15 protein-coding genes are annotated in these 23,276 nt (G+C 53.7%); 8 read left to right on the top strand and 7 right to left on the bottom strand.

Annotation, left to right across the window (positions count from 1 at the left end; all coding sequences use genetic code 11):
• Positions 1-70 precede the first annotated feature (70 nt).
• Complete coding sequence (locus tag GSQ62_RS07245; protein ID WP_161888887.1) at positions 71-3,610, top strand: VCBS repeat-containing protein; 3,540 nt, start codon at positions 71-73, stop codon at positions 3,608-3,610.
• 121 nt (positions 3,611-3,731) lie between these two features.
• Positions 3,732-5,393 (top strand): AGE family epimerase/isomerase, encoded by a 1,662-nt coding sequence (locus GSQ62_RS07240; protein WP_161888886.1) that lies wholly within the window; start codon positions 3,732-3,734, stop codon positions 5,391-5,393.
• Between the two features lie 272 nt (positions 5,394-5,665).
• Here the strand turns inward: GSQ62_RS07240 and GSQ62_RS07235 are convergent, their stop codons facing one another.
• Positions 5,666-5,818, bottom strand: a complete 153-nt coding sequence (locus tag GSQ62_RS07235; RefSeq protein ID WP_161888885.1) for a hypothetical protein — start codon at positions 5,816-5,818, stop codon at positions 5,666-5,668.
• A 211-nt stretch (positions 5,819-6,029) separates the two neighbouring features.
• Here GSQ62_RS07235 and GSQ62_RS07230 point away from each other — a divergent pair, with 211 nt between their 5' ends.
• Positions 6,030-9,416: a ThuA domain-containing protein gene (locus GSQ62_RS07230; RefSeq protein WP_161888884.1), complete on the top strand. Its 3,387-nt coding sequence runs from the start codon at positions 6,030-6,032 to the stop codon at positions 9,414-9,416.
• Between the two features lie 513 nt (positions 9,417-9,929).
• Entirely contained in the window at positions 9,930-10,490 is a 561-nt protein-coding gene (locus GSQ62_RS07225) for a TlpA family protein disulfide reductase (RefSeq protein WP_161888883.1), read from the top strand.
• Positions 10,491-10,557: 67 nt separating this feature from the next.
• On the opposite strand, the gene GSQ62_RS07220 is transcribed toward GSQ62_RS07225, so the two are convergent.
• The gene (locus tag GSQ62_RS07220) at positions 10,558-11,319 is read right to left on the bottom strand and encodes a creatininase family protein (RefSeq protein ID WP_161888882.1); all 762 of its coding nucleotides are present in this window, start codon (positions 11,317-11,319) and stop codon (positions 10,558-10,560) included.
• A 280-nt stretch (positions 11,320-11,599) separates the two neighbouring features.
• Here GSQ62_RS07220 and GSQ62_RS07215 point away from each other — a divergent pair, with 280 nt between their 5' ends.
• From GSQ62_RS07215 to GSQ62_RS07205, 3 genes are all read left to right on the top strand, one after another.
• Positions 11,600-12,475, top strand: a complete 876-nt coding sequence (locus GSQ62_RS07215; RefSeq protein WP_161888881.1) for a creatininase family protein — start codon at positions 11,600-11,602, stop codon at positions 12,473-12,475.
• A gap of 57 nt (positions 12,476-12,532) precedes the next feature.
• Positions 12,533-13,708 carry an acyltransferase family protein gene (locus tag GSQ62_RS07210; protein WP_161888880.1) on the top strand — a complete coding sequence of 392 codons (1,176 nt, stop codon included), beginning with the start codon at positions 12,533-12,535 and terminating at the stop codon, positions 13,706-13,708.
• Positions 13,709-13,808: 100 nt separating this feature from the next.
• Entirely contained in the window at positions 13,809-14,684 is an 876-nt protein-coding gene (locus tag GSQ62_RS07205) for a ChbG/HpnK family deacetylase (protein WP_161888879.1), read from the top strand.
• 157 nt (positions 14,685-14,841) lie between these two features.
• On the opposite strand, the gene GSQ62_RS07200 is transcribed toward GSQ62_RS07205, so the two are convergent.
• Positions 14,842-15,591, bottom strand: a complete 750-nt coding sequence (locus GSQ62_RS07200; protein WP_161888878.1) for a hypothetical protein — start codon at positions 15,589-15,591, stop codon at positions 14,842-14,844.
• Positions 15,592-15,762: 171 nt separating this feature from the next.
• Here GSQ62_RS07200 and GSQ62_RS07195 point away from each other — a divergent pair, with 171 nt between their 5' ends.
• Positions 15,763-17,940 carry a carbohydrate binding family 9 domain-containing protein gene (locus GSQ62_RS07195; RefSeq protein WP_161888877.1) on the top strand — a complete coding sequence of 726 codons (2,178 nt, stop codon included), beginning with the start codon at positions 15,763-15,765 and terminating at the stop codon, positions 17,938-17,940.
• A gap of 527 nt (positions 17,941-18,467) precedes the next feature.
• Here the strand turns inward: GSQ62_RS07195 and GSQ62_RS07190 are convergent.
• The 4 genes from GSQ62_RS07190 to GSQ62_RS07175 all read right to left on the bottom strand — a co-directional run bounded on the left by GSQ62_RS07190 (position 18,468) and on the right by GSQ62_RS07175 (position 23,239).
• Positions 18,468-19,754, bottom strand: a complete 1,287-nt coding sequence (locus GSQ62_RS07190; RefSeq protein ID WP_161888876.1) for a hypothetical protein — start codon at positions 19,752-19,754, stop codon at positions 18,468-18,470.
• A gap of 380 nt (positions 19,755-20,134) precedes the next feature.
• Entirely contained in the window at positions 20,135-21,436 is a 1,302-nt protein-coding gene (locus tag GSQ62_RS07185) for a hypothetical protein (RefSeq protein WP_161888875.1), read from the bottom strand.
• A gap of 201 nt (positions 21,437-21,637) precedes the next feature.
• The gene (locus GSQ62_RS07180) at positions 21,638-22,258 is read right to left on the bottom strand and encodes a DapH/DapD/GlmU-related protein (protein WP_161888874.1); all 621 of its coding nucleotides are present in this window, start codon (positions 22,256-22,258) and stop codon (positions 21,638-21,640) included.
• 12 nt (positions 22,259-22,270) lie between these two features.
• On the bottom strand, positions 22,271-23,239 hold the full coding sequence (locus tag GSQ62_RS07175; protein WP_161888873.1) for a nitrilase family protein: 969 nt from the start codon (positions 23,237-23,239) through the stop codon (positions 22,271-22,273).
• Between the last annotated feature and the right edge of the window lie 37 nt (positions 23,240-23,276).

Here is a 23,276-nt window from a genome sequence, read left to right as displayed (position 1 = left end):
AAATGGCGCGGGTATATACAAACCGCGCTAAGCAGGCAGACAAATTCTTTTCTGGATTGATTTTAAGGTGATGGCGTTTAAATATCTGTTGCTTCTGATTACCCTTTCTTCCCTGTTAAGCAGCTGCGACCTGCTTCAAAAGGAGAAGCCGCTCTTCACCCTGCTCAAACCAGGAACCACGGGCATCAATTTTGCCAACACTATTACAGAGTCAGATTCCTTCAACGTCCTCACCTTTGGCTATATATACAATGGCGGCGGCGTGGCGGTGGGGGATGTCAACAACGACAGCCTGCCGGACATCTACTTCACGGGCAACATGGTGTCGGGCGAACTGTATCTGAACAAAGGCGACCTTCAGTTTGAGGACGTGACAGTTCCTGCCGGTGTAGCCACCAGCACCTGGGCGAACGGTGTAACGATGGCAGACATCAACCAGGACGGGCTGCTGGATATATATGTCTGCACGGTAAACCCCGTTGCCGGTGAGCCGCAGACCCCCAACTTACTGTTCATCAACAAAGGACAAAATGCGGAGGGGAAGCCTGTTTTCAAAGAAGAGGCAGCCGCCTATGGCCTGGCTGCCGTGGGCTACAGCACGCAGGCCGCCTTTCTGGACTATGACAAAGACGGCGACCTGGATGCGTACCTGCTCCGGAACGCCCCGGACAAAAACCTCAACCCCAACATAGCGCGTCCGAAAATTACTGACGGCACGTCGCCGAGCACCGACAAACTCTTCAGAAACGATGGCAAGGGGGCGTTTACCGATGTGTCTGGGGAGGCGGGCATACTGGTGGAGGGCAGGGGCCTGGGCGTGGCCGTCAGCGACGTGAACCAGGACGGCTGGCCGGATATATATACCGCCAACGACTTTCTGAGCAACGACCTGCTCTGGATAAACAACCAGGACGGCACCTTCACTAACAGAGCAGGCGAGTACCTGCGGCACCACAGCTACAACGGCATGGGCACCGACATAGCTGATTACAACAACGACGGCCTGCCGGACATCATTGAGTTAGACATGCTGCCGGAAGGCAACAAGCGGCAGAAAACCACCATGGAGGCCGGAAATTATGACCGCTTCATGCTGAACAGGCGCCTGGGTTATGAAGACCAGTACGTCCGCAACACGCTGCAACTGAACAACGGGGACGGCTCCTTCAGCGAAATCGGCCAGTTGGCGGGCGTATATGCCACTGACTGGAGTTGGAGCGCCCTGTTCGCGGATTATGACAACGACGGCTGGCGCGACCTTTTCATCACGAACGGCTATATGAAAGACATGATAGACCTCGATTATGTGCGCTACAACTCCGAGGAAGCCATGTTCGGCACCGGGGAGGCGATTGAGGCAAGGCTCCAGGAGCAATTCAAAAAGCTGAAGAGCATCGTGATTCCCAACTATATATACCAAAACGCGAAAGACCTGACATTCACAAATAAATCAACAGAGTGGGGCCTGGGCGAGCCGTCCACTTCCAACGGGGCCGTGTACGCAGATCTGGACAACGACGGTGACCTTGACCTGGTGGTCAACAACATCAACAGCAAGGCCTTCATCTACCGGAACAACGCGGAGCAGGTAAACGACGGCAACCATTACCTGCAAATCGTGCTGAAGGGGCAGGCTCCGAATCTCGGCGGTATCGGGGCAACCGTCCGGCTCAGGCACGAAGGGGAGCAGCAGGTATATGAACATTACCTGTCACGGGGTTTCCAGTCGTCCGTGGACCACACGATACACTTTGGGCTGGGGCAGGCAACCGTTGTTGATTCCGTGGAAATCATCTGGCCCGACGGCAAATGCCAGCTGCTGACCAATGTCAGGAGCAACCAGGTGCTGCAGGCGGAGTACAAGAATGCCTCTGAAAAGAAACCCGGAAACGAGCGCGCACCGGCGCCGCTTTTCCGGCAGGCCAATGCTATATATGGCATCGCCTACAAACACGAGGAAGAGGATTATATAGATTTTAAGAACCAGCCGCTGCTGCCGCACAAACTCACCCGAAACGGACCGGGAATAAGTGTGGGAGACGTGAACGGCGACGGGCTGGATGATTTCTTCGTAGGCGGATCTGCCCGGCGCACTGGCACCTTATTTACGCGGGACGGACAGGGTAAATTCAAAGCTGAACCCCTCCAAGGCACCCCAAACACAGCCGACGACGCGGGAGCCTTGTTCTTTGACGCAGACGGCGACGGAGACCTGGACCTGTACGTGGCAGCGGGTGGCAACGAGGAAATGGCGGGCGCGGAAGCCTACCGGCACCGGTTCTACAGGAATGATGGCAGCGGAAAATTTCGACTTGAGGAGCAGGCCATCCCCCATTTAGTGTCCAGCAGTTCCTGCGTGGCAGCCGCAGACTACGACCGGGACGGTGACTTAGACCTGTTTGTCGGGGGGCGCAACAGTCCGCGGCAGTACCCCATGCCCGGGCAGGGCAGCATCCTGCAGAACAACGGGGGCACTTTCACGGATGCCACGGAAGCGGTGTGTAAAGGTCTCCAGCGCCTGGGCATGGTAACCGCAGCTATATGGACTGACTTCGACCTCGACGGGCAGGTGGACCTGGTGGTGGTCGGGGAGTGGATGCCTGTCAGCTTTTTCAAAAATGAAAAAGGAAAGCTCACCGATGTAACCGCCTCCGTTGGGCTGGCACACACAAACGGCTGGTGGAACAGCATCGCGTCGGGGGATTTCGATAACGACGGGGATATGGATTATGTGGCGGGAAACCTGGGCCTGAACTCCCGCTACAAAGCCTCGCAGGAGGAACCGGTTACCATATATGCGCGCGACTTTGATGGCAACGGGGTGATAGATCCGATTATCGGGCGATACATCGGCGGGGAGAGCTATCCCGTGGCCACCCGCGACGCCCTCACCGACCAGATTGTGTCGATGCGGCGGCGGTTTACGAGCTACGCTGCTTACGCGGAGGTGACGCTGGACGAGCTTTTCAGTGAAGAGGAACTGGAGGGGGCCTTTGTTGGCCGGAGCCATGTGTTTAGCAGCAGCTATATAGAGAACCTGGGGAGTGGCAAGTTTTCCATCAAAGCGTTGCCAGTGCGAGCCCAGTTCTCCCCGGTCTTCGGCATGGCGGTGGATGATGTAAACGGCGATAACCACCTGGACGTGGTGCTGGCAGGCAATTCCTACGCAGCCGAAACCGGTATGGGCCTCTATGACGCCTCCTACGGCACGGTGCTGCTGGGCAACGGCAAAGGCGAATTTGTGGCGGGTAGGTCAACCGGGTTTACGGTGGGCGGAGACGCCAAGTCGCTGGCCCGGCTCGTCACGGCAGAGGGCAAGCCGCTTTTGCTGGTGGGCGTGAACAGCGACAGCCTGAAAGTTTTTGAGGAGGCGCAGGCTACAGGCAGGCAGGTGGTGCGGCTGCGTTCCTCAGATGCCTTCGCGGACCTGTATTACAAAAGCGGCCTGAAGCGGAGGGAGGAGTTCAGTTACGGCACCGGCTATTTGTCGCAGTCCTCGCGCACGCTCCTGTTGGACAGCAGCGCATTGAATGAGGTTTATATCTCAGGCTATCGGGGCGACAGGAGGAAAGTGAAACTGCAGCAGAACCTGATCGTGACAAAGCGGTAGCCAGTGAGCCCACAGCCGCTCCCTTGCAGCACAGTAAAGCTGACAGAAGTATTCGAACCAACTTATATATAAATCAGCTGTATATGTTGTTGACCACCATCACGACATCTGTTTATATGCCATGAGACTAAAACGAAATACACTGCTGCTGTTCCTGGCAACCGCCGCTTTGCCCATCGTTGCTTTTCGCACGCTGCCCTTCCAACTGCCTGTCGCCGTTGCAAATCCGCAAACTGACACAAGGGCCAAACTCGCCGCCGAGATAGAGAACTCCATCAAAACAGAGATGCTCAACGCCTGGTATCCGCGCGTGGTGGACAAGCAGTACGGAGGATTCACGAGCACCTATACCCACGACTGGAAACCCACTGGCCCGCAGGACAAGATGATCGTGACGCAGGCCCGCCATATATGGTCGAATGCCAAGGCTTCGCAACTGTATCCTGATGTGCCGCATTACCTGAGCAGCGCCAGACAGGGGGTGGCTTTCCTGCGGGACAAGATGTGGGACGAGAAGCACGGCGGCTTTTATACACTGGTCGACCGGCAGGGAAATGTGAAGGAGGAGGCAAGCAGCAACGGGTACGCCGGGGCGGCCAAGTCTGCCTACGGAAACGCCTTTGCCATATATGGCCTGGCCGCCTACTACCAGGCCTCCGGCGACACAAGCGCCCTGAGCCTCGCCCGGGAAACATTCGGCTGGCTGGAGGAGCATAGCCACGACCCCGTACACAAAGGCTACTACCAGGAACTGCGGAAAGACGGCACCCCCGTGCAACGCACCAGCCAGACCCCATACAGTTCTACCATCGGCTACAAAGACCAGAACAGCTCGATCCACTTGCTGGAGGCTTTCACGGAGCTGTACCAGGTGTGGCCCGACCCGCTGGTGCGGGAGCGGCTGGAGGAAATGCTGGTCCTGATCCGGGACACCATGGTGACGGACAAAGGCTACCTCACCCTCTTCCTGACGCATGACTGGAAACCGGTGTCCTTCAGGGACTCTACAGAAGAAGTGATCCGGGAAAACCACCACCTCGACGAAGTGTCCTTTGGGCACGACATTGAGACGGCTTATTTGATGCTGGAGGCCTCGCATGTGCTGGGCTTGAAGCACGACAGCAAGACCATGCAAGTGGCAAAAAAGATGGCCGACCATACCATCCAAAACGGCTTCGACCACACGGTGGGCGGCTTTTACGACGGCGGCTACTACTTTAAGGGGAAAGATGACATCACCATCCTGAGAGACTCCAAGAACTGGTGGGCGCAGGCAGAAGGGCTGAACACACTGCTGCTGATGGCCGATCTCTACCCGAAGGACAAGATGCAATACTTCGACCTGTTTCAGAAGCAGTGGGACTATATAGACCAATACCTGATAGACCACACGCACGGCGACTGGTACCCCGGCGGCCTCGACAAGGAGCCGAAGCAGAAAACGGCGCTCAAGGCTCAGATTTGGAAGGCCTCTTACCACCAGTTCCGGGCGCTGGCCAACGTGTTGCAACGCCTGCGGCCGGATACCGCCGCGCCCTCCACGCCAAAAAACCTGAAGCTGAATACCGCAGAGAAGCACCTGGTGGCACAGTGGGACAAGGCAACAGACAACCGGAACCTGCTCGGCTACAACCTGTACCTCGACGGCGAGAAAGTCGGCTTTACCCCGCTCACAAGCTTTTCGGTGCCAGCCACTGACAAACTAAAAGGCAAAAAACTCACGGTCCGGGCTGTGGACCTGCAGGGCAACCTGTCGCAGAGCAGCAACGCGCAGGCTATATAGGGAAGTAGGCGGGCGTTGCAAATACTTGTCATCAAAGGCATATATACCAGGATTCGCTGTGAAGTATATCCTGCAGCAATGCATTACGAACTGGTTCTATAGGTGCAATTATGATACTTCCTTATCATTTCTTTAAGGAAACATACAGTAAAACTGCGTTCCGAACTTTTACCTATAATTTCAATTGATAGCTAAGTGAGCCTATCCTATTAGAGGTTTAATATCACTATCAAATGGGTACTGCCTATCTGTCCAACCACCCCTGCCCCTCCTTATCCAAAGAGGGGAGTTTTCCTTACTATTTCTTTTACCTTCCTCTTAGCAGACAGCTGGATATATGGGTATATAAGAAGTGTTTTTTTAATAGCTATGTCTTCTTTAATAGCTATATCTTCAACTGTAGTCCTCAAAGTAGGAGAAAGCATATGCAGACTCCCTCCTTGGATAAGGAGGGGCAGGGGTGGTTTGAAAGTAATTGCACAGCATTTATGCGCAAAAACTATTAGAGGTTTAAGTAAGGAGTGTAAACCGCTCCTGCAGATACCAAAGGTATGACATCAGACACGGGGCGCCTCATTTGCCGGATAAACATGAAGTACGTAAATTGAGAGCTGTTTTGAAATAATCCTAACCTATATGTTGGTAGAACACCACCCTAAAGAAATATTCAGGTACGCCCTCTACGCTGTGCTGCTCACTTTTCTGTGGGGCTGCTCCGGCGAAAAGGAGAACAGGATACTGATCTTCTCCAAAAACACCACAGGGCAGCAGGTCTCCGGTGAAGGCATGAAAGCCCTCGCGGCTTACGCTTCAGCAAACGAAATTGTCGCAGACACCACCACCAACCCCGCCTATTTTACGGAGGACTCGCTGAGGCAGTACGGGGCGGTGGTTTTTCTAAACACCTCGCAGGACGTGCTGAACACGCGGCAGCAGAATGAAGTAGAGCGCTTCGTGCAGGCGGGCGGCGGCCTGGTGGGCGTGCATGCCGCCGGTAGTTCGCGATACCAGTGGCCCTGGTACAACAGCCTGCTGGGCGCTGCCTATATACCGCAGCCGGACAGTCTGCTGCAGGTAACAGAGGTGGCGATGCAGGTGGTGGGAGAGGAGAAGGACCTGACCGAAGGGCTGCAGCAAAGCTGGAAGCAGCAGGATGCCCTCCGCCAGATGGAGAACCTGAGCCCCGGGGCGAAGGTGTTGGTGCAGGCACAGAACACACCCGTTTCGTGGTACCGGGAGTATGACGGCGGGCGCATGTTTTACACGGCGGCGGGCGGCACCGCCGAAAGCTACCAGAACCAGGACTTCCTGCAGCACCTGCTCGGGGGTATCCGCTACACCCTGGAGGGGCCGGGGCTCGATTACGAAAAAGCAACTACGGTGCAGGTGCCGGAAGACAACCGCTTCCAGCAGGTGGTGCTGGACACGTACCTGCACGAGCCGATCGAAATGGAAATCCTGCACGACGGGCGCGTGCTGTTCGTGGAGCGCCTGGGCAGCGTGAAGCTATATGACCCGGAGAAGAAAGAAACAAGGGTGCTGGCCAAACTGGAGGTGAACACCGAAGGAAATTACGAAGACGGCCTGCTCGGCCTGGAACTGGACCCGGAGTTTGAAACCAACAATTATATATACCTCTACTACTCGCCAAAGGGCGGCGAAGCGGTGCAGAACCTCTCCCGGTTTAAGCTGCAGGGCGGAGACAGCCTGATCATGAATTCGGAGAAAGTGGTGCTGCAGGTGCCTGTGCAGCGCGAGACCTGCTGCCACTCTGCGGGTAACGTTTACTTCGGGCCGGACGGCCTGCTGTACCTGACCACCGGCGACAACACCAGTTCCAAGGAGTCGGATGGCTTTACGCCGATTGACGAGCGCCCGGGCCGGGCACCTTTTGATGCGCAGAAATCATCCGGCAACACCCACGACCTGCGCGGCAAAATCCTGCGCATCAAACTAAACCCGGACGGCACCTACACCATTCCAGACGGAAATTTGTTTCCGAAAGACGGCTCGAAGGGGCGGCCTGAGATATATGTGATGGGTGCCCGCAACCCGTACCGCGTAATAGTGGACAAGCGCGGTTATGTGTACTGGGGGGATGTGGGCCCGGATGGCGGTGTTGCCAACGAGCGGGGGCCGCTGAGCCAGGACGAGTGGAACCAGGCCCGCACCGCGGGCAACTACGGCTGGCCCTACTTTGTGGGAGACAACAAAGCCTACGCCGATTTCAACTTTGCCACGAATGAGATAGGCCCTAAGTTTGATCCGGAGCGACCAGTCAACGAGTCGCCGAACAACGATGGTGCCCGCGAGTTGCCTGCTGCCCGCAAAGCCATGATCTGGTACCCCTATGGGGAGTCTGCGGAATTCCCGATGCTGGGCACCGGCTCCCGCTCGGCGATGGCCGGGCCCTTCTTATACGTCGACGATTACGAGAAGTCGCGGTACCGTTTCCCGGAGTACTATAACAACAAGATGTTCATCTTTGAGTGGGCGCGCGACTGGATGAAAGTGCTCACCTTCGACGAGGAAGGGAATCTGCAGAAGATCGAGCCTTTCCTGGAGAGCCAGGAGTTTGCGCACCCGATTGATGTGAAGTTCGGTCCGGACGGGGCCATGTACGTGCTGCAGTACGGGGCCAATTACTTTGCCCGCAACCCCGATGCCACGCTCGTGCGCATTGAGTATGCGGAGGGCAACCGGCAGCCGATTGCCCAGATAGAGGCGGAGAAGACAGTGGGCGCCGCCCCTTTCAAAACGAAGCTTTCTGCGGAGCAGTCCTTTGATTACGACAAGGAAGACGAACTGACCTACGCCTGGGAATCCGGGGCGGGGGAGAAGTCTACGGAAGTAGCCCCGGTTTTCACCTACAGCAAGCCGGGCGTGTATAGGCCCAAACTCACCGTGACAGACAAGGGAGGCGACAAGGCAACAGCCGAAGTGGAGATCCGGGTGGGCAACGAGATGCCGGAGGTGCAAGTGGCGTTTGCCGGCAACAGAAGCTTCTACTTCGACGACAGGAAGCTGGATTACAAGGTAAGCGTGCGTGATAAGGAAGATGGCCAGCTGAACAGCGGCATTGCAGCAGACCAGGTAAATTTCGCGGTTGACTATCTTTCGGAAGGCAAAGACCTTGCCTTGCTGAGTTCCAACAGCCAGAATGCAGAGGCCGGTTCAATAAAGTTCCTGCGGGGCAAAACCCTGATCGCGGAGAGCGACTGCAAATCCTGCCACGCGGTGGCCGACAAGTCGATAGGGCCGAGCTATAAGGAAGTAGCGGTGCGCTACAAAGAGAACGACGCCGCGTTGCCGATGCTGGCGAAGAAGATAATTTCGGGCGGTAACGGCAACTGGGGCAAAAACGTGATGGCGGCGCACCCGCAACATAGCCTGGAGGAAGCAACCGCCATGGTGGAGTATATCCTGTCGCTGGCCGATGCCGGGCAAGGCAGCCTGCCGCTGGCGGGCACCTATGCCCTGGATGAACATAAAGGCAAAGGCGAAGCTGGAACCTATATCATATCGGCCAGCTACACCGACAGTGGCAGTAAAATCACCGGCCCGCTCACGGGCCGCGAGGTCGTGCTGCTGCGCCACCCCAGGGTGCAGGCCGAGGACTTCGACTCGTTCCGCAGCGTAGGGCGGCAGCAACCGCACGGCGATGGCCCTTCGATGGTGAGCGATATCAAAGACGGCTCCTATATAGGCTTCCGGAACATCGACCTGACGGGCATCAAACAACTGACCTTTAACCTGGCCTCGGGCAAGGCAGGCGGCACAATTGAGGTGCGTGTGGGCTCTCCGACGGGTAAAATGGTGAGTACCGCCACCGTAACACCAGCCACTGGCAACAGTGGGGGGAGAAGTTTGCGCACTGTTTCGGCACCGGTGCAGGCCGCTCCGGGAGGCCCCAACGAACTGTTCTTTGTGTTCCGCAGCGAGGAGGCGAAAGACAGAAGCTTTCTGGCGCTGGACTGGATTTACTTCGACAACGGAACCGGGGCAGGCATGGCTGTAGAGTAATCAGCCCAGTTTGTTCCTATATATAAGGCAGGGGCTCCCATATTGGCGTGGAGCCCTTTGCTTATATATAACCTTTTACTTCCAGGAGAGCATCCACTGGTGTATCATAAGATAAGTACCCGGACAAAATTAACTTGCCCTATCCATACAGCATTTCATGCATTTTTCTGCTGTATATCAGGTAGATATAGATAAAAAAGTCTTGTGTACTGGTGCTTGTGTCCTTTTGCTGATGGTGGCAGGGGAGCGAAACGGAGGCGGGAGAAGCTTTTGCAGTGATTTTCGCTCCAGCCCCTAAATATATGTGCATGTCGCGCCAGGATGAGGGCTAAATTCAAATTTGCTACAAATTTGCTTCCTATATTGAGGAGCCATTTGTAAAAAATGCCTTTCGTGCATTCCCATGCAAGGGGCGTGCGCAGAACAAGCGTGGCCGCGTGGCTGTTATGGGCAACGTGGGGCCACTGGTGTAAACAGTTGTGGGGCAGGTTAACGGGCAGTGATATGATGGATATGAAAAAAGGAATAATACTTTTAACGGTTACCATTGCCGTACTTTTGGCGGTGTTTTTGGCTGATTTGGTAATCAATTCGAATGAAGAGGTTGCTGAGCCAGCTACCGGAAGCACAACCACAGCGCCTGCTGTGCAGTCGGCAGCGGCACCTGTGGCGGCCGCCCCCAACGAGCTGCCCAAGCTCCCCCTCACCACCCTGGATGGCAACAAGTTAATGGTGAACGAACTGGAAGGGAGCACCGTTTTAGTGCTGTTTCAGCCGGACTGCGACCACTGCCAGCGGGAGGCAGCCCAGATTCGCGAAAATATAGCCGCCTTCGATGATTATCAGATTTACTTCATTTCGGATGCCAGCCTGCCACAGTTGGACCAGTTTGCGCAGACGTATAAACTGGCAGACCAGCGCGACGTGTATTTCGCCCAGACGACCATCAACGACATCCTGAACGAGGTGGGGCCCATAGAGACGCCTTCCCTTTTTGTGTATTCGCCGGAAGGGCGGCTGGTGAAGTCCTTTATCGGGGAAACGCCCATCGAAGAAATCCTGAAAGTGCTTTAGGCTATATATAACGCACATATAAACAGCCGCCTGCTTTCCCATATATGGAGCAGGCGGCTGTTTTGCATTACTCGTACAGGTCGTCCAGATCAGCTTTGGCCAAGTCCTTCATCAGGTTGCCTAGTTTGTCGGTAACGGCTTCGAAAAAGCGGGCGCCTTTCTCCTTGGTGGCCTTTTTGGGGTTGCCCACGCCGGTGTCTTCCGTCACCTGCGACCATTTCCGCTCGGCCCAGGCCCAGCCTTCGGTATAGGCTTTTATTTTCGGTTTCCTGGCGCGGCCTTCGCCGGCTTCCTCCAGCGGACGCACCAGGTCGGGGCGCAGGTGCAGAATCAGGCTAGTTTCCATCTCGTCGGCGTGGTCGCCGGGGTGCTCGAAGAACTCGGGCTTGTTCATGGCCTGAAACCAGTTGCAGCTCGAGATAAACATATTAGGATACTTCAGCCCCAGTTCCCGGATCATCATCTTGAAGTCGTTGCCGCCGTGGCTGTTCAGCAAAAGCAGTTTGCGGATGCCCTGCCGGTTCAGCACTTCCAGCACATCATTCAGCACCGCCGCCTGGGTGCTTGGGCTCATGTTTATATCCAGCAAAATATCCGTCTGCCCCGTGTTCACGCCGAAGGGGATGGTGGGCAGCACAATCACTTTGGCGCCTGCCTCCCATGCCTTGCGGGCGGACTCGGCGGCAATGTGGTCGGCTTCGATGATATCGGTGGCGTAAGGCAGGTGGTAGTTGTGCGCCTCGGTGGCGGCCCAGGGCAGCACGGCCACCTCAAACTGCCGGTCTTTAATGTCTTTCCAGTTCGTCTCTGCTAATATATATGGTCTCATAAGGTAGGTTATATATGATTTAACGCGGATTAGTCGCCACCACAGCCCTGATCGGCATAGCGTATAATAGCCCTACGGTACAAGGGCCTGTTCCTGTTACGGGCATACTGCCAGACAGGTGCAGGTGAACATAGTTGTATTCCCTAATATATAAAAGGGCAATGTGAAATAATTATATCATAGCTTCATTAAAAATATATGGAAACGGTGTTGGGAAAACTTTAAAATTCTTATATTGACTATGGTATAACAGAAATATTTACACTTCATCCTTTTATATATGCTATCACTTAGACTCTTATTCATATTGCTGCTGTTGGCGGGCAGTACGGTGGCACAGGAGCTTCCTGCGCGCTGGGACGAGCTGACCGCCAGCGACTGGCCCAAGGCGCTGGAGAAATCGAATCGCACCTGCATCCTGCCCATCGGTATCCTGGAAAAGCACGGCATGCACGCCCCCCTCGGCTCCGACCTGATCCATGTGCGGGAGTGGTCGGCGCGCGCCGCCAAAAACGAGTACGCCGTGGTATTCCCCGATTTTTTCTACGGCCAGGTATATGAGGCCCAGCACCAGCCGGGCACTTTTGCGCTGCCAAGCGAGCTGGTGTGGGACCTGCTGCACGCCACGGTGGAGGAGATAGCGCGTAACGGCTTCAACAAGATTGTGATTGTGAACGGCCACGGCGGCAACCCGCAACTGCTGCGCTATTTTGTGCAGTCGCAGCTGGAGAACCCGAAGGACTATGCCGTGTACTTCTTCGATCCGGTGCAGGACCAGGCTTTCGCCGAGAAAGTGAAAAAAGTACGCAAGTCTGACCCGGCGGGCGACCAGCACGCGGGCGAGAACGAGACCTCCTCGCTGCTGTACCTGCGCCCCGACCTGGTGAAGCAGGAGCGGGCCACGCAGGAATCGGGCGAGAACCTGAAGCGCATGGCGGACCTTCCGAATCTGTATACCGGCATCTGGTGGTACGCCAGCTACCCGAACCACTACGCGGGAGAAGGGGCAAAAGCCTCGAAAGAACTTGGTAAACTGCTGACAGAGAACAAAGTGGAGGCCCTGACGAAAGCGCTGAAAGCCGTGAAAGCAGACACTAGGACGCTGCAACTCCAGAAAGAGTACTTTGATAAAGTGGACAAGCTCGGCGGAAAATAAGACCCGCTTCGTTGTAAGGCGACTGTATCTATAAACTGATTCCTAAAATGCCTCTATATGAATAAACTCTTTACTGCGCAGGCCGTTTCCCCGGATGGCCTTCTGAAGCCCGCGACGCGGCAGCGCTACCTGTCGCTGGACGTGCTGCGGGGCATGACGATTGCCCTGATGATAGTGGTGAACACGCCCGGAAGCTGGCAAAATGTATACGCGCCTTTCCGGCACGCGGCCTGGCACGGGTTCACCGTCACTGACCTGGTTTTCCCGACCTTCCTGTTTGTGGTGGGCAACGCCATGAGCTTCAGCATGCGCAAGTTTGAGAGGCAGGGCGACGGCGCTTTCCTCAGGAAGGTGTTCACCAGAACGGCCCTGATTTTCCTGATCGGCCTTTTCCTGAACGCTTTCCCCTTCGTCTCCCGCACCGACACCGGCGGGCTGGCGCTGATTGATTTCTCCGATATCCGGATAATGGGTGTGCTGCAGCGCATTGCATTGTGCTACGGCATTGCGGCGCTGGTGGTGCATTACCTGAAGGTGAAGGGCGCCATCGTTTTCAGCGCCATTGCTTTGCTTGCCTACTGGGCCATGATGTATTTCTTCGGAGACCAGCCCGACCCTTACAGCCTAGAAGGCAACGCCGCCCTCAAGTTCGACCTGTTGCTGATACCCACCGACAATCTGTATGGGGGCTACGGCATTCCGTTCGATCCGGAGGGGCTGCTGAGCACGCTTCCTGCCATCGTAAACGTCATCGGAGGCTTTCTGGCGGGTTTATATATACAGCGGAACGGCAACAACATGGGCACGGTGTTCAAGCTGGCCTTGTCGGCGGCGGTATGTATTGTGGTGGCGCTCGTCTGGGATGTCTATTTCCCCATCAACAAGCCTATCTGGACGAGCTCATACGTAGTCTATACCATTGGCCTGGACCTGCTGGTGCTGGCCGTGCTGATGCTGGTGATTGAAGTGGCCAACTACAAAGGCTGGACTTATTTCTTCGAGGTGTTCGGCCGGAACCCGCTGTTTATATATGCCCTGTCAGGCATTATAATCGAGTTGCTGGGCCTGATTCCGGTGGGAGACACGAGCCTGAGGGGGTGGCTATATGATAACCTGTACCTGTCGTGGCTGGCCGGCAACAACGCCTCGCTGCTCTTTGCCGTGTCGTATATGCTGCTGCTGTGGCTGATCGGGTACTGGATGGACAAGAAGCGGGTATATATCAAAGTGTAAGGGCAGCATCTGACTTCACTCCTTTCCAAAAATTCTTTTTTATATATAGATCATGCGAAAGCTCACCTTTTTATTCCTGTTGTGCTGTGTTACGTTTTTTATGCAAACGGCTTCGGCCCAGAAAGCAAAAGGCAAGCTTCCCGAAGTGCTGCTACGGATAGACGATATTGGGATGAACCACGCCACCAACATGGCCATTGAGAAGCTGGCCCAGACGGGCATGCCCTTCTCGGCCTCGGTGATGTTCGCCTGCCCCTGGTACCAGGAAACCGTTGCCATCCTGAAGAAATATCCGAATGCCGACGTGGGCGTACACCTCACCCTGACTGCCGAATGGAAATACTACCGCTGGGGCCCGGTCACCGGCCGCTCCGCCGTTCCCAGCCTCGTAGACAGCCTGGGTTACTTTTTCCCGACCGGCGAGGCGCTGCAGAATAACAATTACCAACTCGATGAGATAGAGAAGGAGCTGACGGCGCAGATAGAGAGGGCGCTGGCCTCGGGTGTGCATATATCCTATATCGATCCGCACATGGGGGTGGCACTGTCAACACCCGAACTCCGGGCCATCACCGAGAAACTTGCCCGGAAGTACAAACTGGGCATCTCTACCTTAAACAGTAACACTTACTTCGGGGAGACATATACCGATATGTGGGGCGTGCCGGTAGAGACGAAAAAACAGGAGTTCATGAAGTTCATCCACAACCTGCACCCGACAAATCCCAACCTGGTCATTATTCATATAGCGGAGTCGAGCCCGGAGATGGACGTGCTGGTGGATATGAACAGCAAACTGATGAACACCGCAGACGGCAAGCCCAAAGCCAGCCTGCACCGGCAAACAGAACTGGATATGCTCCTGTCGCCGGAGTTCCGCAACCTGGCGGAGAAGAAGTTTACCCTGATCAACTACCGCAGCCTGATCAAAGCGAAAGGCCTGGATACAATGAAAGCCTCAGGGGAAAAGCTGTAGCGAAGCGGGAAGCTGTTACTTAGTACGAACGGTTTCCTGCTTTTCTCTCATCTATATAGACAGGTCCTCGTCATCAATATAAAGTTAGCCCAAAAGGTTCAAAGTAAAATTGAAGTTTAATCGAACTCAAACCTTTCATACCTTTACAATCCAATAACTAGTCCTTTTTCACCTTTTTCTTATGAACTTGCAGTTGATCAATGGATGACTGGTTTATGTAAATCACATTTTCATTATCAACAGAAACGGCTACTGCCTTATCTCCAATGAAGCCCAAAAACTTTAGTGAATCGGATAATTGTACTGCTTCCTCGTCTTTTGCCATGACAGTAATGAGGTTCAAAGTGTTGTTATTGTAAATCAATAAACTACTTGTTCTACCAAATCCAAAACTGAAGATTGGTATAAACAACAATGATGAAACAGTATAATATCTTAATGTGCCGTCTGGTATCAAGCGCATTACTTTTTCAAGTCTTGTTATTTTATAAGTAAGCGCATATACCAAGCTTATGCACGAAATCCACCAGAATAAAGGATTCATTTTGAAATCAAATGCAAAGTAGGATATCAGACCAACAACGAGTGCCAGTATAACATTGGGGTGTCTAAGTCTTCTTAGTATCTTCCCTAATTTCGTTTGTTTTTTTCCCATCACTGATGAATCTGAAAAGATGTCAAGACCCTCAGCAGTCAATAGATGGGTTAGAGTATTCAGTAGAAAAAAGCCTTGTGAAGCAAGGAAGGGGAATATAAAACTTTTAGGAATGTCTGTAATGCCTACCAAACTGGAAATATCTATATCGAAGACACTCCAGAATGCATACAGATGAAGGCCTCCGCAAAGAAAAAAATAAGAAAGTATAAGAGTTGTGATCGGAATATGGCTAGTGAGATTCTTTATCATTTGAAGAATAGATTTAGTCAATGTCAACAATTTAATATTTTAATCAAAGCAGTACATAATCTCCGCCTCAAGGTGTAAGCTATTATCATAGAACCTGGCGTGCTCTGAGTTGGAGTTACGGCAACACATCGCGGATTACCTGTCACTTTAACAATGTATCACCAAAAGCTAATGATAAAAGAATACTGTCTGCTGTGCTTGCTGGGGCTCCTCTGGCTGCCGGCGCTGGCGCAAAAGAAGAACGAGGCGTACCGGTTGCCTATCCACAAAACCACGTTGCCGGTACATATAGACGGGGTGATGGACGAGGCAGCCTGGCAGGATGCGGCGGTGGCCGGCGATTTTTTTATGGTGCTGCCCATGGACACCAGCAAGGCCCGGGTGCGCACCGAGGTCCGGATGACCTACGACGATCAAAACCTGTACCTGATTGCCCATTGTTACAAGGCCGTGCCGGGCACTTACTTTGTGGAGTCGCTGCGCCGCGACTTTGAGTTTGGCAAAAACGACAATTTCCTGCTTTTCATGGACCCGTTTGATGACCAGACGAACGGATTTTCTTTTGGCGCCAACGCCGCCGGTGCGCAATGGGACGGCACCATGTACGGCGGCGGCAGCGTGGACCTGAACTGGGACAACAAATGGGTGTCGGTAGTGAAGAACGACCCGGAGAAATGGGTGCTGGAAATGGCGATACCCTTCACCACCATCCGCTACAAAAAAGGCATCACGGAGTGGGGAATCAACTTCAGCCGCAACGACCTCAGCACCACCGAAAAATCAAGCTGGGCGCCGGTGCCCCGGCAATTTCCCACCGCCTCTTTGGCTTATTCCGGCGTGCTGGTCTGGGACCAGCCTCCTCCGGCTACGGGGGCAAACGTGTCGGTGATTCCGTATGTGCTGGGCGGCGTATTTAAAAACCATGAAGCGGAAAAGCCGCCGGTCTATCAGAAAAAGGCAGGCGCGGACGTCAAGATCGGCATTACCTCTGCGCTGAACCTCGACCTGACCATCAACCCGGATTTCTCGCAGGTGGAAGTGGACCGGCAGGTGACCAACCTCGACCGCTTTGAGCTGTTTTTCCCGGAGCGGCGGCAGTTCTTCCTGGAGAACGGCGACCTGTTCGGCAATTTCGGCAACACCACCATCCGCCCTTTCTTTTCCCGCCGCATCGGCCTCGGCGTGCCGATTCGGGCGGGTGCCCGGCTCAGCGGCAAGCTCAACAAAGACTGGCGCATCGGGGTAATGGACATGCAGACTGGCCCCGTGGAGGAGACGGGTTTGCCGGCGCAGAACTTCGCCATCGCCACGCTGCAGCGTCGGGTGTTTGCCCGCTCCAGCATCGGTTTCCTCTTCGTGAACAAGGAGTCGTTGGATTACCACCCGAAGCAGGACACGCTGCAGCCAACCTACTCCCAATATAACCGCAACATCGGGCTGGAATATAACCTGGCCTCCTCCAACAACGTGTGGACGGGGAAAGCCTTTGTGCTCAAGTCTTTTTCGCCTGGAAAATCGGGGGACGACCTGGTGCAGGCGGCCAACCTGGAATACAGGAGCCGCCATTGGACGGTGCAGTTGCAGGAAGAGTATGTAGGGGAGAATTATACGGCCGAGGTTGGGTATGTGCCCCGCAACAACTACTTCAAAATTAACCCGGTGGTCAGCCGCCTGTTCTTCCCGCGCGGCGGCCCCGTCCTGAGCCACGGGCCCAAGGCAAGCCTCACGTATTTCTTTGACAATGCCCTGAACCGGACCGATAACCTGAACCTGTTGTTCTACACGCTTACCTTCCGGACGCAGAGTACGTTTACGGTGGGCCTGGTTGATGAATACGTCCATTTGCTGCAGCCCTTCGACCCGACCAATATGGGGCGGGACACCCTGGCCCGTGGCACGAAGCACCACTGGAATGCCTGGCGGACCGAGTTTGTCTCCAAGCCGCAGAGTGTGTTTACCTATGCCTTTAACACCCGCTATGGCAAGTACTACGAGAATGGGACGTGGCTAAACCTGGCCGGGGAGGCTGGTTACCGCTTTCAGCCTTATGTGAGCGTGCTGGCCAGCGCCAGCTACAACGATATCCGCCTGCCCGAGTCCTGGGGCGACACGAAGTTCTGGCTGGTCGGCTCCCGCGTGAACGTGACGATGACGAACAAGCTGTTCTTCTCTACTTTTCTGCAGTACAACGAGCAGACCAACAACCTCAACATCAATACCCGCTTCCAGTGGCGCTACCAGCCCGCCTCGGATTTATATATCGTCTATACCGACAATTACTTCCCGGCGCCTTTTTCCATCCGTAGCCGGGCCCTGGTGCTGAAGCTGACTTATTGGTGGAACCGGTAGCGGCAGCTTATAGATTGAGATTAGCTTCGGAGCGGACAGCTATATATAGCCGGAGGTTATAGTTATGGCTTAACAACGGTTCGTTGTGTTTGCTATATCCTATATAACATGAATTCAGAGATTAATTCATATATAATATTCTTATAATCAATACAATTCCCTCATATATGACTCTGAAAAGGTTCAAGGCTAAATTGTTTCCAGTTTTTCCATGAGGTGCCTTGTAAATGTCGCGGTGCCGCGGATGCGGCAGCCTGAGCAGAGCGGATAGAGGGCCCCTACCCCCGGCAGCTTCTTTACACAGCACCGAGTGGGAAAACGAGGCCTCTCGGCCTGGGAGCACCAAGCAAACTATAGAACTTGATTGAAATAAGGCCAAAGGGATGTACAACAGTTCAAAGCTTAGGCAGAATGATTCCCGAGTTAACGTTATAATATGTTGTCGCTCAATTGGTACTGAACAGACAAGAAGCGGATATATAAAAAGCATCCATTAGCCTGCCTTGTCATATATGTCCAGCTTCGGCTTAGTCTCTGAACAGGTAATTGACGCCTACGTTGGTAGAGCCGGTTGCCACCTCAGAACTGGTATACCGTGTGATGGTGCCGGGTGCCAGGTACATGGCAGAAATCTCGTATTTTCTGTTCAAAACCACTCCCGCTCTGACAGTGTAAGAAGACCAGACGGGAAGCAGCACTTTGTAGGCTTCCTTTTCATAAACCGTTCCTGCCTGGGTGCCATAAAAGTGCTGTCTCTGATAATTGTTCTGCGAGTAATGCGAGTAGTTAAGCGCCAGGCCAGCCCCTAAATAAAACTTTAGGCTCTCTTTATTGTAAAGGTTGTAAATGATTTGAGGCGATAAAGAAGCTGTCTGCTGAACCACTTTGTATATCAGTTCATCATAGCCACCACCACCTGTCTGCTGTGTTTTCCGGACGCGGTGGTTGGCGTTCGTCAGACTTCCCTCTAACCTGAGAACAAGTTTTTGCACGTTCTCATTTAAATAGGTGTCAAGGCCAAAGGCCACCCGTGGCATATAAGAAGCAGTGTTTTCATCAGCATCTGCAAAATGGTCCTGACCATATATCGCGATGGTGCCTCTGCTGAAGGCAATACCGGCAAAAAAGTTTGTGGCTATTTTACTCTTCCTGGCTGTCTCCACTTCATCGACACTCAGGCCGTTGAGCTTGCCAATAACCCTGAGCAGGTCTTGCTCTTTGTACGCAGCTGACTCAATCTCCCGCTGCAGCTTTTCTGTCAGTATTGCCTTATGCCTCGCTACGTTCAGAAGCTGACCTACATAAAAGCGCTGCGTCACCACCTCGGCACTGTTCGTAGCTTTAAAATATCGCCTGTAAAGCAGCTCCTGCGGCTTATTTTCCCCTTTCTCCAACAGGAAGAATCTTTCTTTGATACCGTCCTTATAAGAGTAAAGGGCTGCCTTTGGTCCATCCTGGCGTTTGTCTAAGAATATTCTGCCTATTATGGCTGTGGTATCGGCTTTCTTATAGGAGAGATTATCCTTGTCCACTCTGCCCATGGAAACTGGCCCCTCGTAGCTTTGGTAGACTTCCATGCCTGTTATCTCAAAGTAGCGGGAGGTGCTGGGGTCAAACTCCTGTGTAGCGCCACTGTTCGCAGAAGCCCGGAAGGAGATAACCTTTGGGTTCTGGTCCCATTCCCTATAATCTATAAGACCATGCAGCGTGTCGCCTGCTGTTGTCACCACCAGGCCGGGTTTGTAGTTTGTCTGGGCAAAAGAGAAAGCAGGTAGAAGGAGGAGCAGGAGCAATAGGGGACTAAGCTGTTTCATAAGTAGTGGATTTTATAGGTATATATGAATCTATAAATGTAATAGCAGATGCTTGATATACAACACCCCATGTACATAATTTTTACCCTTCTAAACTTGCCACAACAGTAGGGCAGATTCAGTTCTAAACCGTGAGCTTCGGAACGGACAGCTATATATAGCCGGAGGTTGTAGCAGCCGCCAGGGATGTCTTATTGTAGTTGGCCATATCCTAAATGCTGCTGCTGTGCATATAGGTTGCTGGATGGATTGGAGGAAAATCTATACTAAAGTGCAACGCAATGCCTGGTTATATAGACACAGGAGGCTGACAACGGGTATTGTTGCCAGCCTCCTGTTTTTTTGAGGCGCGAAAGGCGCAGTGCTTCCCCTGTTAAACCCTAATCTCTGAACAGGTAATTGACGCCTACGTTCACAGAACTGGCTGAGTAGCTAAAATTGGTGTATCTTGTGAAGACGCTAGGGCCCTGGTAGGCGGCAGAGAACTCAAACTTGTTGTTTAGCACCACCCCCGCTCTCAGCATATAACTGGACGACTTTGTTTCCAACTCTCTGTAATCGTCTTTTTCATCTGGCTCCTGCACAAGGTCCAGGTGCGGGTTGAAGTACTGCTCCCGGTAGAAGTTTTTTGTGTAGTTGGAAAAGTTCAAGGCCATGCCTCCTCCCACATAGAACTTTAAGTTATCTCTGTTATAGAGGCTATAGATAACCTGTGGCGTGAGCGAGACTGTTTGGTACGCTAACCTATAGGATATTTCGTGATAGCCGTTTTTGATGCCTATCCTTCTCTTGACTTCCTGCACATGGTAACTGGCGTTTGTCACACCTGCCTCCAGGCGCAAAACAGTCCTTTGCACATTCCTGTTCAGGAAGGCGTCGAACCCGAAAGTCAGCCGTGGCATATAGGAAGCCGGGTTGCTGTCGGCATCCGCCAAATCGTCCTTCCCCTCTATCAAAAGGGAGCTTCGGTTGAGCGCAACACCGATGAAAAAGCCAGTCAGGTGCCTGTTCTTTAATTCCTGCGCAATTTCCTCATCACCCAGGCCATTTAGCTTGCTTACCAACTCCAGCAGTGGCTGCTCATTGTAAACGGCCGACTTAATTTGACGTTCAAGGAGGGGCGTCAACTTATCATACTCCCTTGCCAGGCTCAGGAGCTGCCCTGCGTAGCCGTTATGAGACACGATTTTGGAGCGGTTGCCGGACTGGTAAAACCTTCTGTATATAAGCTCCGCTGGGGCGTCCACTCCCTTCTTGGCTATAAAGAACCTTTGCTTGATATCGTCCCGGTGGGTGTACAGCGCTACGTTTACACCATCCTGCAGTATTTTCAGGTACACCGTGTCTGTTACAGTACTGCTGGCATCAGCGCTGTTGCCTGGCAGTTTGTTTCGGTCTATTCTGTTTGTCGAGACAGGACCCACATAACTTCGGTAGGCCTCCATGCCGGTAACCTCGAAATAGCGGGAGTTGCCGGCCGTAAACGCCTCTTCCGTTCCGCTACTTTCAGATGCCCGGAAGGAGATGGCTTCCGGAGTCTGCGCCCACTCCTGATAGTCGATAAAACCGTGCAGCGTGTCGCCTGCCGCCGTCACCACCAAGCCGGGTTTGTAGTTTGTCTGGGCAAAAGAGAAAGCAGGTAGAAGGAGGAGCAGGAGCAATAGGGGACTAAGCTGTTTCATGTAAATTAATAGATGTATATTTATATATAAAGCAAATATATAATTATGTTTTTATATATAGTAATATATTGAAGTAAATTTGCTTTTCTGGCTGCATCCAACAGAATAGAGGGAAAAGGAGCAGGGGCTCTTTTAGTATAGGGTAGCCTGGCAGACGCTATGCAATGCCTGTATCAGAAGAGGATATACCTGAGGTGAATGCTAACTTTTGCCCAGCGGAAGTTGCTCCACCAGTTCCAGGCGTTTCACCACAGTGCCTTTGGCCAAAACAGTGCCCGGCGAGAGCACCGCGTTTGCCCCGATTTTACAGGCATCGCCTACCAGGGCACCGAATTTCGTGACGCCCGTTTCAATGACTTCTCCGTTTACCATCACCCGGATTTGCTTGTCTGCCCGCTCGTTGAAGTGATTGGCTACGATGGAGCCCGCCTCAAAATTAACGTTGCTGCCAATCAGGCTGTCGCCCACGAAGTTGAAATGCGCGATGGCGCTTTGGTGCAGCACCAGGCTCGTTTTAATTTCGCAGCCGGTGCCTACAGTGGTGCCTCTGCCCAGAAAAACGCCGCCGCGCAAGTAGGCGTTGGCTCCGATAAAGCAGTGCTCTGATATGATAACAGGTGCTTTCAGCACGACGCTTTTCTCCACCGTGGCTGATTGATGAATGGCAACGCCGTTTTCGACCATATAGTCATTGCCTAAATGGCGCAGCATTTCCTCTAAAATGAGTGGCACGTTCCGGACCACCTCCCACGGCAGGGCATCGTGCTGCGTGGCAAAGGTGGCGGAGAAGCCGGCGATATAATCGTTTATATATAAATTCATGTGCTTCCGGAATCAGGATTTACCCGGCTCCGGCGCTTTGCCCTGCAGCCAGATGGGTTTGGTTTCGGAGCGGTGGTCTGCCCCCAGAATCTCCCTGTACAGCTCCGGTCTGCGGGCGTTGCGGTAGCGGTGGCCGCCGGCAAGGGTCAGTTTGTCTTCGGTGAGCGTGGCGATGCTGATTTCGTTTTCGAAGCTTTTTATCTCCGTCAGCACCTCGCCGTAGGGGTCGAGGATGAGGGCGTTGCCGTTTTTGAGGTGCTCGCCGTCGTACCCGATTGGGTTGGTGAAGACGTAGTACACGCCGTTGTCGTAGGCGCGGGCCGGGAGCCAGCGCATCAGCCACCTGCTGCCTTTCGGCCCGTCGAACTCGAGCCGGAGCGGCACCGGGTCGGTGTGCCTGGCCTGCCACAGTTTGTCGGCCACGTAGCCGCGGCCCGGCATGGCCGAGGGCGTACACATCGTGACGTGCGGGGCAAAGATAACCTCCGCCCCCAGGAGCGCGGTGGCCCGCACGTTCTCCACCACATTATTATCGTAGCAGATGAGGATGCCGCATTTCCAGCCCTTCAGTTCGAACACGGTATAGGCAGAGCCTGCCTCCAGGTAGGGGCTGATGAACGGATGGATTTTGCGGTGTTTGGCGATAAAGCCGTTTTTATCGACGCATATATAGGTGTTGTAGAGTTTGTCGTCTTCGATCTCCACCAGACCTGCCAATATGGCGATATCGTACTGCCGGGCCAGCCGGATGAGGTGCCGGGTGCTCAGACCGTCGGGCACGTTTTCAGCGAGCGCCACCACTTCCTCCCGCGTCAGGTTCTTCAGAAAAGTATAGGCGGTGATGGAGAGCTCGTGGAAACTGATGACCTCGGCGCCGCGCTCCTTCGCTTTTGCCGTCAGCGCCTCTATCACGGACAGGTTATAGGCCTTGTCGCCGTCTTTTGGCTCGAATTGGGCGACTGCTACTTTCAGTGTTCTCATATATACGTCTAAGAGTTGTTCAACTGGCAACGGCACT

Origin of the sequence: Pontibacter russatus (assembly GCF_009931655.1) — a bacterium.
Lineage (GTDB): Bacteria > Bacteroidota > Bacteroidia > Cytophagales > Hymenobacteraceae > Pontibacter > Pontibacter russatus.
Note: the sequence above shows the minus strand (reverse complement) of the source record. Positions and strands in the feature narration are given on the sequence as shown.